This is a genomic window from Clostridium sp. CS001 (assembly GCF_020443565.1).
Taxonomy (GTDB): Bacteria; Bacillota; Clostridia; order Clostridiales; family Clostridiaceae; genus Clostridium_AD.
On the sequence record NZ_JAIZZN010000013.1, the window covers coordinates 12,270 to 29,265 of the forward strand.

Annotated in this window: 14 protein-coding genes, 1 other RNA gene and 1 pseudogene; 3 read left to right on the forward strand and 13 right to left on the reverse strand. The window is 31.1% G+C overall.

The features are described from left to right. Positions 1-151: 151 nt before the first annotated feature. A complete protein-coding gene (locus LGK97_RS10295; protein WP_226259685.1) occupies positions 152-586 on the reverse strand; it encodes a MarR family transcriptional regulator in 435 nt (144 codons plus the stop codon). A 203-nt stretch (positions 587-789) separates the two neighbouring features. On the opposite strand from LGK97_RS10295, the gene LGK97_RS10300 reads away from it, so the two are divergent. Then, positions 790-2,175: an ISNCY family transposase gene (locus LGK97_RS10300; RefSeq protein WP_226259748.1), complete on the forward strand. Its 1,386-nt coding sequence runs from the start codon at positions 790-792 to the stop codon at positions 2,173-2,175. A 627-nt stretch (positions 2,176-2,802) separates the two neighbouring features. Here LGK97_RS10300 and ssrA read toward each other — a convergent pair. Beyond that, positions 2,803-3,157: a transfer-messenger RNA gene (ssrA, locus tag LGK97_RS10305) on the reverse strand. Between the two features lie 747 nt (positions 3,158-3,904). Between ssrA and LGK97_RS10310 the strand changes: the two genes are divergently transcribed. Further along, positions 3,905-4,666 (forward strand): hypothetical protein, encoded by a 762-nt coding sequence (locus tag LGK97_RS10310; RefSeq protein WP_226259686.1) that lies wholly within the window; start codon positions 3,905-3,907, stop codon positions 4,664-4,666. 538 nt (positions 4,667-5,204) lie between these two features. Here LGK97_RS10310 and LGK97_RS10315 read toward each other — a convergent pair. From LGK97_RS10315 to LGK97_RS10365, 11 genes and pseudogenes are all read right to left on the reverse strand, one after another. Then, positions 5,205-5,693 carry a hypothetical protein gene (locus LGK97_RS10315; protein WP_226259687.1) on the reverse strand — a complete coding sequence of 163 codons (489 nt, stop codon included), beginning with the start codon at positions 5,691-5,693 and terminating at the stop codon, positions 5,205-5,207. A gap of 28 nt (positions 5,694-5,721) precedes the next feature. Continuing rightward, a complete protein-coding gene (locus LGK97_RS10320) occupies positions 5,722-6,114 on the reverse strand; it encodes a class I SAM-dependent methyltransferase (RefSeq protein WP_226259749.1) in 393 nt (130 codons plus the stop codon). Positions 6,115-6,123: 9 nt separating this feature from the next. Continuing rightward, a complete protein-coding gene (locus LGK97_RS10325; RefSeq protein WP_226259688.1) occupies positions 6,124-6,264 on the reverse strand; it encodes a hypothetical protein in 141 nt (46 codons plus the stop codon). A gap of 116 nt (positions 6,265-6,380) precedes the next feature. Further along, entirely contained in the window at positions 6,381-7,223 is an 843-nt protein-coding gene (locus LGK97_RS10330; protein ID WP_226259689.1) for an MBL fold metallo-hydrolase, read from the reverse strand. Positions 7,224-7,233: 10 nt separating this feature from the next. Next, positions 7,234-7,848 (reverse strand): class I SAM-dependent methyltransferase, encoded by a 615-nt coding sequence (locus LGK97_RS10335; RefSeq protein ID WP_226259690.1) that lies wholly within the window; start codon positions 7,846-7,848, stop codon positions 7,234-7,236. Positions 7,849-7,990: 142 nt separating this feature from the next. Then, positions 7,991-10,297 (reverse strand): ABC transporter permease, encoded by a 2,307-nt coding sequence (locus LGK97_RS10340; RefSeq protein ID WP_226259691.1) that lies wholly within the window; start codon positions 10,295-10,297, stop codon positions 7,991-7,993. Between the two features lie 9 nt (positions 10,298-10,306). Beyond that, positions 10,307-11,005 (reverse strand): ABC transporter ATP-binding protein, encoded by a 699-nt coding sequence (locus LGK97_RS10345; protein WP_226259692.1) that lies wholly within the window; start codon positions 11,003-11,005, stop codon positions 10,307-10,309. Between the two features lie 187 nt (positions 11,006-11,192). Beyond that, positions 11,193-13,646, reverse strand: a complete 2,454-nt coding sequence (locus LGK97_RS10350; RefSeq protein ID WP_226259750.1) for a heavy metal translocating P-type ATPase — start codon at positions 13,644-13,646, stop codon at positions 11,193-11,195. Positions 13,647-13,750: 104 nt separating this feature from the next. Next, positions 13,751-14,119 carry an ArsR/SmtB family transcription factor gene (locus LGK97_RS10355; protein WP_226259693.1) on the reverse strand — a complete coding sequence of 123 codons (369 nt, stop codon included), beginning with the start codon at positions 14,117-14,119 and terminating at the stop codon, positions 13,751-13,753. A gap of 178 nt (positions 14,120-14,297) precedes the next feature. Beyond that, positions 14,298-14,495: pseudogene (locus LGK97_RS10360) on the reverse strand (spore coat protein); the annotation flags it as partial. A gap of 178 nt (positions 14,496-14,673) precedes the next feature. After that, entirely contained in the window at positions 14,674-15,756 is a 1,083-nt protein-coding gene (locus tag LGK97_RS10365) for an NlpC/P60 family protein (RefSeq protein WP_226259694.1), read from the reverse strand. A gap of 455 nt (positions 15,757-16,211) precedes the next feature. Between LGK97_RS10365 and LGK97_RS10370 the strand changes: the two genes are divergently transcribed. After that, complete coding sequence (locus tag LGK97_RS10370) at positions 16,212-16,967, forward strand: ZIP family metal transporter (protein WP_226259695.1); 756 nt, start codon at positions 16,212-16,214, stop codon at positions 16,965-16,967. Positions 16,968-16,996 lie beyond the last annotated feature (29 nt).

Sequence of the window (16,996 nt, forward strand, 5' to 3'; positions counted from 1 at the left end):
TTTATGCTATCTTTTTCATATTGCGCACGTAAGTTTTAATATCCATACGCTTATAGCTCTTAAGGTTTTGTTCATTTTAACGATCTCTTTTATGATATAGATTATAAATTGTTACGTACGTGTACGAACTATATTCTGATAAAAAAATCTTTTACAAGATTTTTTCAATATTGCTCAAAGCTTTATCTATGTCATTTTCGAAAGTATTTCGCTGATTTTTATCAAAATCCTTTAGTAATAAATCGCGAACTTCATCTTCAATTTCACGCAGCTTTTCCTTAATAATAGCAGCTTCAGGAGTTAAACTTATGTATACACTCCTTTTATCTTCAGAACAACAGCACTTTTTAATTAATCCTAGCTTCTCATACTTTACAATAATATCTGATAAAGAGGATTTAGAAATCTTCCAAATATTTGCTATTTCATTGAAAATCAATGGTGTTCCATCTGCTGAAAGAATATAGAATAATGGAATATGATTCATCAAGATTGGCAATCTCTCTTCATTTATTCTCTTTACGATATATTTGTCATAAACATTACATATGTCATTAATCTTTCTAATAATACACTTATATTCCATCTTTTCACCTCATCCGTTCGCGTATGAACTTATTTGTAAGTCGATTTTAACATATTCATTTAATGTTGTCAATTATTATCCTATTTTTGCAGAAGTTTTTTCTGATCAATTTATGATAATGTCTTAATATACCACATTTGATTATGTCCCAAATATTAAAACATTGTATAATAAACCTCATGACTAGAAATGAGGTGCTGATAATGAGAAAGGTGAATTTAACTATGGAAGAAATAGATAATTACTCTACTATAAAAAAACTAATAGAAACAGACGGCAATAAAAAGCGAGCAGCTATAGTTCTCAATTGTTCAGTTAGGCATGTTAACAGAATGATTAAGGGGTATAAAGAAAGTGGAAAGGAATTCTTTATTCATGGTAATCGTGGGCGAAAGCCCGCACACACTATTGATGCTAATACAAAGCAGTTAATCCCAGATTTATACTGCACCAAATACTCTGAAGCTAATATTACCCACTTCTCTGAATTACTAAAAAAACACGAAAATATAACGGTTTCTACTAGCACTATTCATTCTATCCTTATGCAGAATTTCATCCTGTCCCCTAAGGCGAAGCGTGTTACAAAAAAAAGGATCAATGCTGAATTAAAAGAGCTGCAAAAATCAACTAATTCTATAAAAGAAATTGCTAAAATTCAAAGTTCCATAATTGCCATCGAAGATGCTCACCCTAGACGTCCTCGATGTGCTTATGCAGGGGAAATGCTTCAAATGGATGCTTCTGTTCATCTTTGGTTTGGTGATAAGAAAACTCAACTACACATAGCTGTAGATGATGCTACTGGTGCAATTGTTGGCGCTTATTTTGATGCACAAGAAACCTTAAATGGGTATTACAATGTATTGCACCAAGTGCTTACCACGTATGGTATTCCTTATATGTTTTTAACTGATAGACGTACAGTTTTTGAGTATAAACAAAAAAAATCCCCTTCTATTGAAGAGGATACCTTTACTCAATTCAGTTATGCTTGTAAGCAACTTGGAATTGAGATTCAAACCAGTAGTGTTGCCCAAGCCAAAGGTAGAGTTGAACGAATGTTTCAAACTCTACAATCGCGTCTAACCGTTGAAATGAGACTAGCTAGGGTAACTACACTTGAGCAAGCAAACGAATTCTTAAACTCCTACATAAAAGAATTCAATGCTAAATTTGCATTACCTATAAATAGTATCAAATCTGTATTTGAAAAGCAACCAACTGCCGAAAAAATCAATTTAACTCTTGCTGTATTAGACAAACGTAAGATTGATAATGGAAGTTGTATTAAGTTTAAAAAACAGTACTATATACCTACAAATAAGGACGGAATTACAGTTCACTACCATAAAGGAACCTCCGGTATAGTAATTCAAGCTTTTGATAAACAACTATACTTTTGTGTGCACGACCATGTATATGCTTTAGAGCTGATCCCAGACCACGCTCCGTCATCAAAGAATTTTGATTTTGTGGCTACGCCTAAAAATCCAAGAAAAAAATATATTCCACCAATGAGTCATCCTTGGAAACAAGATTCATTTGAACGGCATCTAAAAAACAGGCCCATCGGAAGAATGATGTAGCATAGGAGCACTAAAACCCTACTCATTTAGATCTTTGAAAAAGAAAAACTTCAAAGGTTTATTAAGTGACCCAAAAATATACTTTGATAATAGATTAAGAGACTTGCCAATAGAAGTCATAAATAATAAAGTTAAATTAATAAAAAGAACTGAATTCTCACCCACTAGCTACGCTAATATAAATAGAAGGATTCTTATATATTTTAAAAAATGATATTTAAGCTTTAATAGACGATAAATTAGAAGCCTACGGCTAAAAGATATTTAGAAAAGGTTTTAGAGAAAATTCAAAGTGATTAATAATCTTATAGCCACTTTGTTCAGCCTTCATTAAGTAGCCGAAATTAATATAAAAGCACCAGTAAAACTGGTGCTAATGTTTTAAATATTTGGGTACATTTTCAAAAATGGTTGACACGTCTTTATTTGCTTAAACTTTGAATAATTTATTATCGCTAAATTATGCACACCCCCTGTTAAAAATTCATAAGGGGTGTGCATTTATTTTAATTTAATCCAAACTTTTGTGCCTCAAAGCTCAATTTCCACACTGCACTTTAATCCAAAAAACAACGAAAACCCCTGAATTCAAGGGTTTCCCATTGTATCAAAATTGTTGTTTATGTATGGTGGAGGCGAGGGGTGTCGAACCCCTGTCCGAAAGCCATAACACCTAGGCATCTACGAGCGTAGTCAATACTTTAAATTTCCCTTTTCCTAACTCCTATTGACGGGATTTAGGTTTTGGTAGCTTCATAAATTCCGTTTCTAAGTCAAAGCTTTCCTAGACTCGGTTCACCGCTGTCGGCGCCCTATCCTAAGCCGCGGTACTCAAAGGTAAGACGTAGCAGAACTAAGCTGCTAGTGCTAAATTATCGTTTGCGTTTATAATTATTCCTATAGTTTTTTAACGCGGGCCCATAGGTTCCCTCGACTCGCTTCCTAAATGCAACGTACCCCCGTCGAAACCAAGTACGCCCCCTTATTGTCAAAAGATTTCATTCAAATCTTTTGCATATCAATAACCTATAAAAGTTATTGAATGTAATAACGCAAATTTATATTTATTAACTTTTTGATATCTTATAATCAAATTATACCCTAGTCTTTAACATATTACTACATCATTGACTATATCCTAATAATACACTATATTATATGCTTTATCAAGTGCTAATATTATGGTAATCTAGTGTATTACTCCTTGTTATCTCCAAGATATCTCTATGATTAATGTTATATAAATCATATGATGCTTTGATTTTACTAACATATCCTTGTTTTCTATAACTTATAGTTTAAAATTTTATAGAAAACGCAGAGAAAAAATATATTTTCAGCTTATCAATATATTATCACCATGTAAATTTAAAAATAATTATTGCCTTTGGCTTTTTAATATCATACCTTTATATTATTAAATATAAAGCTTATTATTTGAGAATCTTGTTTTCGATAATTGAAAATCTAAAATATTTTCAATAATTATTCTTAATTTATTACTATCCAATTTTTCAATCTTATATTCCACTCTTCGGTAGTCATAAAACTTTTTTATCAAAAGTTTTATGACTATTTTTTTAACTTTTTCCCTAACATAAATATAATATAATTGTATTTACAAATTTTACGATGCCAGTAAACTTTTTCGTAACAAAATTGTTATAAACGGAATATTTGTGAATTAAATTACCATATATATTAAGATAGTAATATAATATGGTGGATTATGTACAAAGCATATCATTCAGGTCATAAAAAAAATTATACATTAGATGAATGGATCATGAACCCTGCTTTTATAGATAAGAATAGTAAGGATAGAAAATTCCTAGTTGAACCAAGATGTCCAGTTTGTAAAACAGCATTATCTATAAGACCTAAAGCCGATGGAGTACGAACTCGACATTTTTGGCATAGTACAAAGAATACAGATTGTCCCACAGTAAAGGAAAATAACTTACAATATTTAGGCTTAGGAGAAACTCATGATGATAAAGATGCAATTAATAATTTTAAAATTGAGGTAGCATCAAATTCCTATAAAATTTTCTTAAAGTGTATGAATATGTGTGATGATAAGTTATCTATAAAAGAGTTTATAGATATGCTTGAATGTTTTACTAAGCATAACATATGGGACTATCGAAATCTTTATTTAAAGTATATACCTTATATGTTACTACATTTATCATGCAACATAAAAAAAGACTTGTATTTTGTACTAATGCCATATAAATTTAGTAACCCTAATAATCTATGGATTGCATCCGATGATGAAAAATTTTTATTAAGGATTGATGATAATACTGGTAATGAAGAAAAATTTAAAATTAGCGATGATTTTTTAAAAACACCTAGTCACCCAACTCAACAATTTAACAATGAACTAACAAATATATTATATGCAATACGTATAGATAAAATTAGATATGACAATGTAATAAGAGAATATAATAATATAAACTCAATCATAGGAAGTATTTTATAAGAATTACAGTTCAAAAGCAATGGAAGTGATCATAACATATTAAATAACTTACAAAATTTTAATTTACAATGTGTCCATTGCTCTTGGCTTGTTTTTTTATAAAAAAGAAATGTAAATTTATTTAGATATGGGAAATTGCTACTTAGTTAATACTGCAATAAGTAAACAAGAGAAAACTCATATTCATAAATCATGTAATAGATTATTTTGGGTTAATTCTTTATTTTGACGCTCTAAATTAGGGTATCAAAACTCTACTTACACTTCTAATTACACAACCTCTTTAGTTACATAAGATAAACCAATGACTATACATTTAATAATGATCGACCACAATGTGGATATATCAATTAAATTATCATAGGAAGCTGTTTTTATGGCAAAAAAGAATTCAATGAGCGAAGAAAAAAAGGAATATCGTTACAGATGTTACCTAAAGTGGAATTCTTAAAACTTATACTTTTACTCAATATCATTAGAAACATCCTACTTGTTGGCTTTATACCTTTCCCGCTTGACTCTCTCTATTTATCTTTCCCTACAAAATAGTAAAAATAGCCCCAACCAAAAATGCTCCCACAAAAGTCATAGCTACACCTCTAAAAAAAGCTTCAACGTGTACTTTGGGATTGTGATATTCCTTTGTCATATCTTCCGTTCCAGTTATTTTGGGCCGCTTTGCATTTGAGAACCATAAAATATCAAGAATTAGTAAATCATATAAGTTCATTACAACACCTAAAACAATTGAATTTTCAAAGGAGGCCCAAAAAGAATTTGTTCCATTAAAAATACTGCAGACAAGAAATATAACAATAAATAATAAAAAGCTGGATATAAAATTTACTTTTCTTGCAGATTCCTTTGGTATATATTTCTTATATTCAGGTATTGCCAAAATCCTCTCCCGTATCTCTTTCGGATAATAATAAAAACCTTTGAGCTTCGTTTTATCATCTTTTGTGCCAATCCACACAAATGCCGTAAGCAATATATTTACAACGATGCTTTCTATCAATAAGTTCATTTAAATACCACTCCTTTTCTATTTTAAATTAAGATTTGATTCCCTCTTTAGTCTTTTGGACAACACCCATATATAAAAACCCTAAAATTTTTATAGCATCCTCTTGATAGAATTGTTCTAATTTAATTACTTCAAAATTTGTGGTTTCAACAATAGCTTTCATGTCTCTGATTAAGCTGCAGGAGGCTTCTTTAAAAAGAGGATTTATCAAGTTTTGAATATAACTAATTGGCTTGTCCGTACTAATGCCGTATTCTAGGAAAAATAACCTTCCACCTGGTTTTAAAACTCTATAAAACTCTGACAATGCGCTTTCTATATCTGGGATACTACTGAAGGTAAAAGTGCTAACTACAATGTCAAAGCAATTGTCATTAAAGGGAAGTTTCTCTGCGCTAATATGCCTATAATCAACTCTAATTGAATACTCTTAAATCCTCTTTCTTGCCATTTCTCCTAAAACCTCGTTAACGTCAATTACAGTTATCTTAGACACATGCTTCGGATAACAGCCAAGATTTAGACCTGTTACAAAGCCAGCCTCCAATATTTCTCCTTTCACATCAGACAATAGCTTCTTCCTAAGCTTCATAATTTAAGGTTTTGTCATAGATTTCTCCAACAGTGTTGGATATATAAATTTTGAATAAATCCCCACCTTATTTTCTCCTCGTCTTTATATTTCTTTTATAATTCCAGCTCCGTACCGGTGTGGATGTAAGTAATTGTCTCTCCCATTGTTTCCTTTAAAATCTCGTATGCCTTTTTTCCAGTGCAATGTGCGGTGTATACTTTCTTAATATTAAAATCTAACATACTACTGGCAAGGTCTTCTACAAACTGCTTTGTTTCCCCTAATCTATTTTTAAAAAGTATATCCATAAGATGAAATCCACCGACTACAGTGTGAATGGGTGTTGAAGAAAAAAAACTCCTTGCATGCTCTATCATATTCGATATACCATTATGACTGCATGCTGTAAATATCTCCAACCCATTGTTATTATCTATGACTAGAGAGATTTCATGATTAAAATTGTCCCTTTCCAGCTTATCTCCCTTTCTTACAAAAAGTCGTTTATTGGAATTACCTAGCGGAAATGAGCGCTCAGTGGAGTTAGGTATAACATAAACATTCTTAGTTATCTGGCAGAAGTCATTTACAAAAATAATTCTTTCCTCATACTGACTAAACACTTCCTTTGGTATGCCAACCTCCATCTTAAGAAAGAACACCTTGACATAGTAATTGTATTTTGAATGTTTACTCATATACACTTTAGCCTTCTTGTTTCTTTCTAAGAATTTAACCAATCCACCTGCATGATCTGAATGTGCATGAGATATCACTACAAAATCAACATCTTCTATATTTATTCCCATGGCTTCAGCGTTTTCTATAAATATCCCAGTTGCTCCAGTATCAAACAAAATATTCTTTCCCTCATAATTTATATGCAAAGATAATCCAAACTCCTGTTTTAAATTTTTATTACAACTCTGGTTTTCAATTAATACGCTTACTTTCAAATTCCCCACCTCACTTTTTTAAAATTATTATTCTATACATGCCTCCTAAAATACTCCGCTGTTCCTCTACAATTCTTAATTTTATATTTCCAAGTATATCAATAAACTGTCTATTTATATCTGTACCTAAAGAAGTTGTAATTTTATTCAACAGTTTTCTTAAAAGATTAGCTTTTGATTTATCTTCTAAGAACTTATCAAATATCGCTATCTTACCATCTTTTTTCAAAACTCTGTGAGCTTCACTTAAGCATTTGTGTCCATCTGGAATAACTGAAAGGATTAGATTCAAAACTACATAATCAAATTCATTATTATTAAACTCTAAATTTTGTCCATCCATATTTAATATTGTTAAATTTTTTATATCTAAGTTTTCTGCTTTCTTCCTAGCTACATTAAGCATTTCTTCAGTTATGTCAATTCCTGTTACACATACCCCTTCTGGAATAAATTTTAAATCTTCTCCAGTTCCAATACCGATAAATAATACGCTATCTCCTCTTCTAAAATTAAGCATAGAAATTTCTAGTTCTCTTTGCTTATTAATATATTTACTACCCAAAAATTTATCATAAATACCAGCCCAACGTTTATATATTTTCTTGTTATTTGAATTATTCATAATGATTACCTCCTATGAAAAGTGCAGCCATAATATTAATGAATCCACTAAAGATGAATTAATTTACTCTTTGGTGTTTTTCCCTTATCCTGTAATTCCATCTTTTCAACCTCATCATTGTAGTTTCAGGATTTCTACAAAATTACTCTCTATTTTTCAATATCTCAACCAGCGATACTTTTTTCAAATGTCTACCCACCAAGAAGTTTACTACAAGATAAGATGCCAATATAATCCCAGTTATAGTAAAATATAAGCTTAACGGAATGTAACTTTCAAATCCAGCAGCCACATTGGAAATCATATATGGCCATATTGCTCTGACTATAAGTGTACTAATAGGTATTCCTATCATGGAAGATACTAAAACTGTATAAAACGCACTTCCAAGATACAATTTCTTTACTTCTTTTTCATTGTATCCAAATACTTTAATCAGAGATATACTAAAGGTTGATTTATCTACCATCATCTTCAATAAAAGATACAATACCAGAATGAATACAATAACAGATACTGCAATAAGCATGATAATTAATTCCGCCATTAAGTCATTAAATTTAGAAGCTGATTCTGCGATGTCATTTATAGTAACAACAGAAGCAATCCTTCCAGGTTCTATATTTAATTTCTTATCAGATAATATTGTATTATAGTAATTCTTATCTTTTCCAAATACCTTGCGCATATTATCCATATCAGCGAAAATATATAACCCATTGGAATACGGTACAATACCTGCAACATGGAAGCTATAATTTCTATTTTCAATATGATCACTTAACACAATATTTTCTCCAACTTTATAACCAAATTTATAAGCCACAGAGTTGGATATATACACATCATCGATATCCCTTTTTACCTTAAAATCAAAATAAGGATTATCTTCTTTTATTCCAAGAATGCTAACTTCTAAATCAGTATCAATAATGTCAAGGTGTGCATATAAGGATTCACTGTAAGCTTCCTCACCACCTGCTGGAATTTTATTCTCTGGATACTGTAAAACATACATATTCCTATATTTTGCATCATCTGTTGTGTGTTTCACATAATTATCTATAGTACCTTTTATCCCAAAACCAAATACCATTAACAGAATTGCTAGGAATAAACCAAAAACAATTGTAATATTCCCTCGAATTTCCCTTAAAAGCTGACGAATACGATAACGATTTATAAAGCTCAAGTTACCTAAATCAATATTTGCAATTCGATTCTGCCTTTTTTCCTTACGTAATAATTTTAATGGCGACAAAGATAGCTTCTTATTAATAACAAAGAAATTTATAAATACAGCTATTACCATAGGTACTACAAGTCCATATAAAATAATATACGGTTTTATAACAGTTTGAAGTTCTGGAAATGAATAATACGTTGATGCTGATTCCATATAAGGAATCATACAATATCCAAGTGTAGTTCCAACCATAGATGCTACTGTTACAAGTGCAATTGGTAATATCATAAAATGTTTTAATAGATCCTTTTTTAAGTATCCTAGGGAATACAGGGCTCCAATTACTGCACTTTCCTTATCAATATTATGGATAATAAATACTGAAATCATATATGCAAGCAATAACAAAATAATAACTCCAGCAATAAGTGCACTGAGCTTATTAATTTTTGAATCAGCCTCTGCATCATTAATTCTTGGATTTTCTGCATTAGGAATAAAATAAGATATATTTACATATTTCATATCCATATTCTTCTCGCCTTCTACCTTGTCGACGATTTCCTTCATATATGGATTTTTAATCATGGATTCATCAAAGTCCATATCTACTAAAAAATCCTTCAATTTTTTATCTGTAATATCTCCATTTAATCGATAACTGTAGCACAATTCTACATCTACATTTTTTTTCAGCAACTCCTCAAATGCATCACGAGAAATAAATGCTATACTGAATTTATCTGTATCGGCTGCTACATCAAATGGATTTTTTTTCACTGAACCATAATCTGGTGCAGATCCGATACCTGATACAGTATACTCCTTCTCTTTTATTACAATAGTGTCTCCTAATTTTAAATCATGGCTGATTGCATAGAGTTTTTCTATCACTATCTCATTAGAATCATTTGCCAATGTGCCTTTGTCTAAATCTACGGTATTAATAAATTCTCTGTTCTTAAAAATACGAAGTGCACTTCCATCCTCCATATCCACATCCACATAGAAATTTTCTTCAAGCATTGTACCGAACTGGTCTATTTCCTTTATCTGCTTTGCTGAATATGGTACAAAAACCGTAAATTCTCCGTCCTCTACATGATTTTTATCATGGTTTATATCTATGGTATAGAAAATAGAATCCGTAGCTGATGCCATGCTCACCACAAGACTAATACTAAGCACAATCAGAAAAAAAAGTGCACCGTATCGAAACCAATTTTCCTTTAATTCTCGTTTAATTCTTTTATTTAATATCATTACAATCACCTACCATTCCAAGTCTTTGGCAGGAATTACGATCTCATTACTATAATCCTTGTATATGCTTCCATCTCTAATAATGATGACTCTATGCACCATATCCTTAATGGCAGTATTATGTGTTACCATAAGTATAGTTGTTCCGTATTTTTGATTTATTTCCTCTAAAAGTATCAATATTTCCTTTGACATCTTATAATCAAGTGCTCCCGTGGGTTCATCACAAAGCAAAAGCTTAGGATTTTTAATCAGTGCTCTTGCAATGGCACATCTTTGTTGTTGTCCACCAGACAATTGAGACGGAAACTTATTTTGGTGCTCTGTGAGTCCTAGGGTGTCTAGCAATTCATTAATGTTTAATGCCGAATCAGTTAAATATTCACATACCTGAATGTTTTCCTTTACTGTAAGGTTAGGAACCAGATTATAGAACTGAAATATAAAACCAAGACAGTTTCTTCTATAAAGAGCTAATTCGTTTTGCTTTAGCTTTGATATATTTAAGTCATCAACCACAATCGAGCCCTTATCCACACTATCCAAACCACCTATTACATTCAGAAGTGTTGATTTACCAGAACCACTTGGACCCAAAATAACACATATTTTCCCTTTTTCAATAGTGGTTGAAATCTCGTTTAATACCTTAGTATATCCTTCCCCACTTCCATAGCTTTTTTCAATTGCTTTTACTTCTAAAAACATTTTCCCATCCCCCTTATATTTACTATTTATAGTATAATAACCAATAGATCATTTCAAAGCGTTTCCATCTAACCGCCATTTAGAAACTAAATAAAAACTTACAAAACTCTTGTTATTTGAATTATTCATAACTATTACCTCCTATAAAAAAGTGCAACCACAATATTAATGGCTGCACTAAGAATGATTATATATTTTCTGTTTTCATAGCTCTCATGGAATTTAACACTGCAATTAGTGTAACTCCAACATCACCAAATACTGCTTCCCACATAGTACCCAGTCCTGATGCAACAAGAACTAATAAAATAAGTTTAATACCTAAAGCGAAGACTATATTTTGCATAACTATAGTTCTTGTTTTCTTTGCTATTTTTATTGCAGTAGCAATCTTTGAAGGCTCATCAGTCATTATTACTATGTCAGCGGCTTCAATTGCGGCATCAGAGCCTATTCCACCCATGGCTATGCCTATATCAGCTCTTGCTAGAACAGGTGCATCATTTATTCCATCACCTACGAATACTAACTTACCTTTTGCTGATTTTTCTTTATACAGCAATTCTAACATTTCAACCTTTTGGTCAGGAAGTAATTCTGCATAAACTTGGTCTAGTCCTAATTCATTCGCAACTTTAGTTCCAACAGTTTTATTATCTCCTGTAAGCATAACTGTCTTCTTAACACCTATTGCTTTTAAAGTTTTAATTGCCTTTGCTGAATCCTCTTTAACCTCATCAGATATTACTATATATCCAGCATATACGTTATCTACAGCAACATGAACTACTGTACCTATAGTTTCTACTGCATTATAAGCAATATTTTCTTTGTCCATTAATTTGTAGTTACCAGCAAATACTTCTTTACCTTCTACAATAACCTTTATACCATGGCCTGATATTTCTTCATAATTTTCTACTGATCCCTTAGCTATTTCCTTGCCATAAGCATTTACTATTGAAGTAGCTATTGGGTGATTTGAATAGCTTTCAGCATAGGCAGCATAAGTTAGAAGTTCATCCTTTGAAATATTATTTTGTGATTCTATTTGGGTTACCTTAAATACACCTTTTGTAAGTGTTCCAGTTTTATCAAACACTACAATTTCAACGTTGTTTAATGCCTCAAGGTAGTTACCACCTTTAACAAGAATACCATTTTTTGAAGCACCACCTATACCTCCAAAGAAACCAAGTGGTATAGATACTACTAAAGCACAAGGACAAGATACTACTAGAAATGCCAATGCTCTATATATCCACTGTGAAAATGTCGCACCTTCTATAACAAGTGGTGGTATTACAGCGAGTGTTAATGCTGAAAAAACAACAGCTGGTGTATAGTATCTAGCAAACTTTGTTATAAATTTCTCTGTTGGAGCTTTCTTGCTACTTGCATTTTGGACTAGTTCTAGTATTTTTGCAATTGTTGAATCTCCAAATTCTTTTTCTACCTCAATGGTTAAAAGACCATTTTTATTAATAACTCCGCCTAGTATATTATCTCCTGCTCCTACTTTTCTAGGAACAGATTCTCCAGTTAAAGCAGAGGTATCTACCATGGAGTTCCCTTCAATTACTTTACCATCTAATGGAACCTTCTCTCCTGGTTTTACTACTATAATATCTCCAATGCTGACTTCTTCAGGGTCAACTTTTTTAAGCTCATCCCCTATTTTAAGATTAGCAAAATCAGGTCTTATATCCATTAGTGCTGTTATAGACTTTCTTGAACGATTGACAGCTATACCTTGGAATATCTCTCCCACTTGGTAGAAAAGCATAACCGCTACACCTTCAGGATATTCACCGATAGCAAAAGCACCAATTGTTGCTATAGCCATTAGGAAATTTTCATCAAATACTTGACCTCTACTTATATTCTTTATTGCTCTTAGAACTACTTCACCACCTACAAGAACATAACTTATAAGATAAAGAATAAACTCTATAGTATTAGAAAATGTCATTATCGATGCAACTGCAAATATTGCTGCACCTATACCTAATCTAATTAAATCTTTTTTGTTGCTTTCGCCATGGTCATGATTGTGTCCATGGTCATCTTCGTGCTCATGGTCATGTGCGTGGTCATGGTCATGTTTTTCATTTTTTGATGCTTTACTCTTTTTTTCAACTTCAATAACATTTACATCAGGTTCTATTCTTTTTACTATTTCTTTAACCTTTTCAATTATGCTATTTTTTTTAGATAAACTATCAATTTCCATAATTAGTTTTGTAGCTACAAAATCCACAATAGCAGATTTTACCCCATCAATATTATTAGCTTCTCTTTCAATCTTTGCTGCACAATTACCACAGCAAAGGCCTTTTAGTAATAGTTCCATTTTAATTGCTTTCTTAGATTCCTTTTCTTTCACTTCTACATGACTTTCTATACTTTTAACAACCTCTTTTGTTGCTGCAATTAATTCCTTTGTATTATTAATTTCTTCAATTTCTAAAAATAATGTTTTAGTTACAAAGCTTATATTTGCTGATTTAATGCCTTTTAATTGACTAAGTTTTTGTTCCATTTTAGCAGCACAGTTAGCACATCCAAGTCCTTCTAATATAAATTCTTTTTTTACACTAAGTTTAGCACTTGGTTTAATACTACTTTCTAATGGTTTCATATTAGCATTAATTGATTTAATATTTTTTGCTGATACTTTAATATTACCTTTTGCATTAGATTTTTTTACTTCATTGTCCATTATTTTTCTTCCCCCTATAAAATTTATTTTTTCTCAGATATATGAATTAAGCCTTGGTCAAAAATACCCTTAACATGTTCATCATCCAATGAATAATAAACTACTTTCCCATCTTTTCTATACTTTACGAGTCTAGCTTGTTTCAATACTCTTAATTGATGTGAAATAGCTGATTGAGTCATTCCAAGTAATGCAGCTATATCACAGACGCACATTTCTGCTTGAAATAAAGCACATAGTATTTTTATCCTAGTAGTATCTCCAAACACCTTAAATAAATCAGCTAAGTCATAAAGTATTTCCTCTTTCGGTATGTATTCTTTAACTTTGTTAACTACGTCTTCATGTATAATAATACAACTACAATTATCTATATTATTATTTTCTTCCATAATATCGCTCTCCTTCATCTGAACATGTGAATATCTGTTCATATATTCATTATATGAAGATAGCTTAATTTTGTCAACTAATATAAGAAATTTTTTCAAAAAAAAAAAAAACGTTTTAAACATTTAATCAAGGCTTTACCGTTTATTTTACTTTATATTCAATATGTACTAATTAACATTATTGAACATTGTACATTCCTTTGCTCTCCATATATTGAAATATAGCTTCTCCGTGTTTTTTCTCTTCCTTTTGTATATGATTTAATACATCCCGCACTCTGGTATCTCTAAATTCAAAAACTGTAGTATCATATGCTCCTGAAACATATTTTTCTGTCATTAATAAATCTGAACATATGTCTTTATCCGTTAAACTGGTTCCAGCTGATTGTCCATATTGTTTTTAATTCTCCTTACTATTATATTCCCCTAAGGTTTAGCGTAATATATAAATATAAGTTATTTAGTCACATGATATGTGCCTAAATAACTTATATTGTAGAGTGTGCATCGAACAAACTATAGAACAGTACTTATAACAATATATTTACTTTTTATTTTACCCGTCGACCTGTTAGATAATCTGGTCTTGTCATAGGTGAAATTTTAAGTACATCTCCTGTACGAGGAGAATGGATATAAGTATTATCCCCAACGTAAATACCCATGTGATGAGGATTACCAGCACTTCCGAAGAAGACCAAATCTCCTGGTTTAAGGTTATCTCTAGATACTTGTACACCATCATTTATCTGATCATAGGTTGTTCTTCCTACAGATATTCCAAAATGCCTATATACATATTGCGTAAATCCTGAGCAATCAAAGCCTGTAGAAGGTGATGTTCCGCCCCATAAATATGGTGTGCCAAGAAAGTTAGAAGCATAGGCTATTATAGCATCTTCTGATATAGCCGCTGAACCTCTTGAAGGTGTATATTTAGGCACTGATTTTCTTATTTGATTTATTTTCGTTATGCTTTTATTTACTAATAGTTGAGAATCACTTATCTGTCCTGCAAGAAGATTTTCTTTGCTCTTTAGTTCCATTATCAATTTATTTTGTGACTCTTTAGTGACAATTATCGTAGCTAGCTTCGCCTTATTTTCCACTTGCAAAGTTAGTAATGTTTCCTTTGTCTTATTTAAGCTTTGCTGCTTTTCATCTAATTCTTTCTTAGTTGCTTCAAAGCCACCCATTACTTTTTTATCAAAGTCTATAATGGTTTTTATGTTTTCTACTCTTGATACAAAGTCTCCAAAACTCTCTGCATTAAGGATAATACTCATATACCCATCAAATCCGTTTATGTACATGGTTCTCATTCTACTATTAAATAATTCTTGTTCCTTTTGGGACTCCTTTTCAACCTGCTTAACCTCCGCTGTAGCGCTTTCAATTGCCTTTTCAGTTTCAGATATTTTGCCTTTATTCTCTTCTGTTTTAGCCATGATTTTTACAATTTCATTATCAAAGTGTTCTATTTTCGTTTCAAGTTCTTCTCTCTCCGCTTGAATTTTCGTTAGTGAATTCTTTTGCTGTTGTAATTTCTCATTTGTTGGAACTGCCAATGCAGTTACATTTAAAGTGAAAATTAAAGTTATCACAACTGCGAAATTTCTCAAGGCATACTTCATAAATATATCTCCTTTACTTATTTCGACTTTATAAAACATAGATTAAATATATCAAAAACTTATGTAGTTATTATGAAGATTGTCCACCTTTACGCAATTGGAAAACATTACATGGATAGAAATTAACTAATATGATTAAATTTCATTACTTTTTCAGGATAATATTATAAACATAAAAACACATAATAAATATTTTAGGATAGCAAAACAATATAGGATAAATAGTAGATAGACTATTTATCATATATTGTTTTTAAATCTATGTATTAAATATTCATATCAAATGTAGTTTTAATATCAATATCAATCCTCAATATATAAATGTATATACATTAGTATATATACCCTCTTCATAATTGTAAATATCTTATTGTAATAATAACTCATATATTAATGTTCTTTTTTATTTGTATTAAAAATACTAATAATATATATCAATTATGTTAGGAGAAATTATGAATGGGATTTTAAATAATATAATAGCTACAGGAATTTTAGGCTTTCTCACAGGTTGGGTAGGTATTCTTATTGGTATCTTATTTTCTTTTTTTATTAAACGAAGAGGAAGGCGATTTAAAGGTACTACATTAGGTTTTATTGGGGGATTAATGCTTGCAATTGTATGCTTTGATTTATTGCCTGAATCCTTTGAAGCAGGCAGTATTTACATAGCAACGGTTGGAATTACTTTTGGACTTATTTTAGCAGTAATTCTTGATGGCCGATTAGATCATGATAAAATAACTGTATCAAATAACGAAAATCATAGGTTTTTAAAAGCTGCTATCTTTATGGCGATTGCAATAGGTATTCATAATATCCCTAGTGGTATAGCTCTAGGTTCACTTTTTTCAACTTCACCAATAAAAGGCTTTCACCTTGCTATTGCCTTAATTCTTCATGGGATTCCTGAAGGACTAGCAGTTGGAATTTTTTTGAGAGAATGTAACACTAGGACCTTTACTCTTATACTTATCTCAGTGCTCACATCTATACCAATGGGCTTAGGGTCCTTGCTAGGAGGTATAATAAGTAAAATATCACCTATTATAATCTGTATAAGTCTTGCATTTGCTGGTGGAATGATTTTATATATCATTTGTAGAGAAACACTTCCTTCTGCGCGCGATACTTGGAAAGGAAGATTATCTACTATAGGAAATGTGATAGGCATGATTGCTGGAATACTAATAGTATCATTCTTGCGTTAATACAATTAAACTCCTATTAATATTAAAAT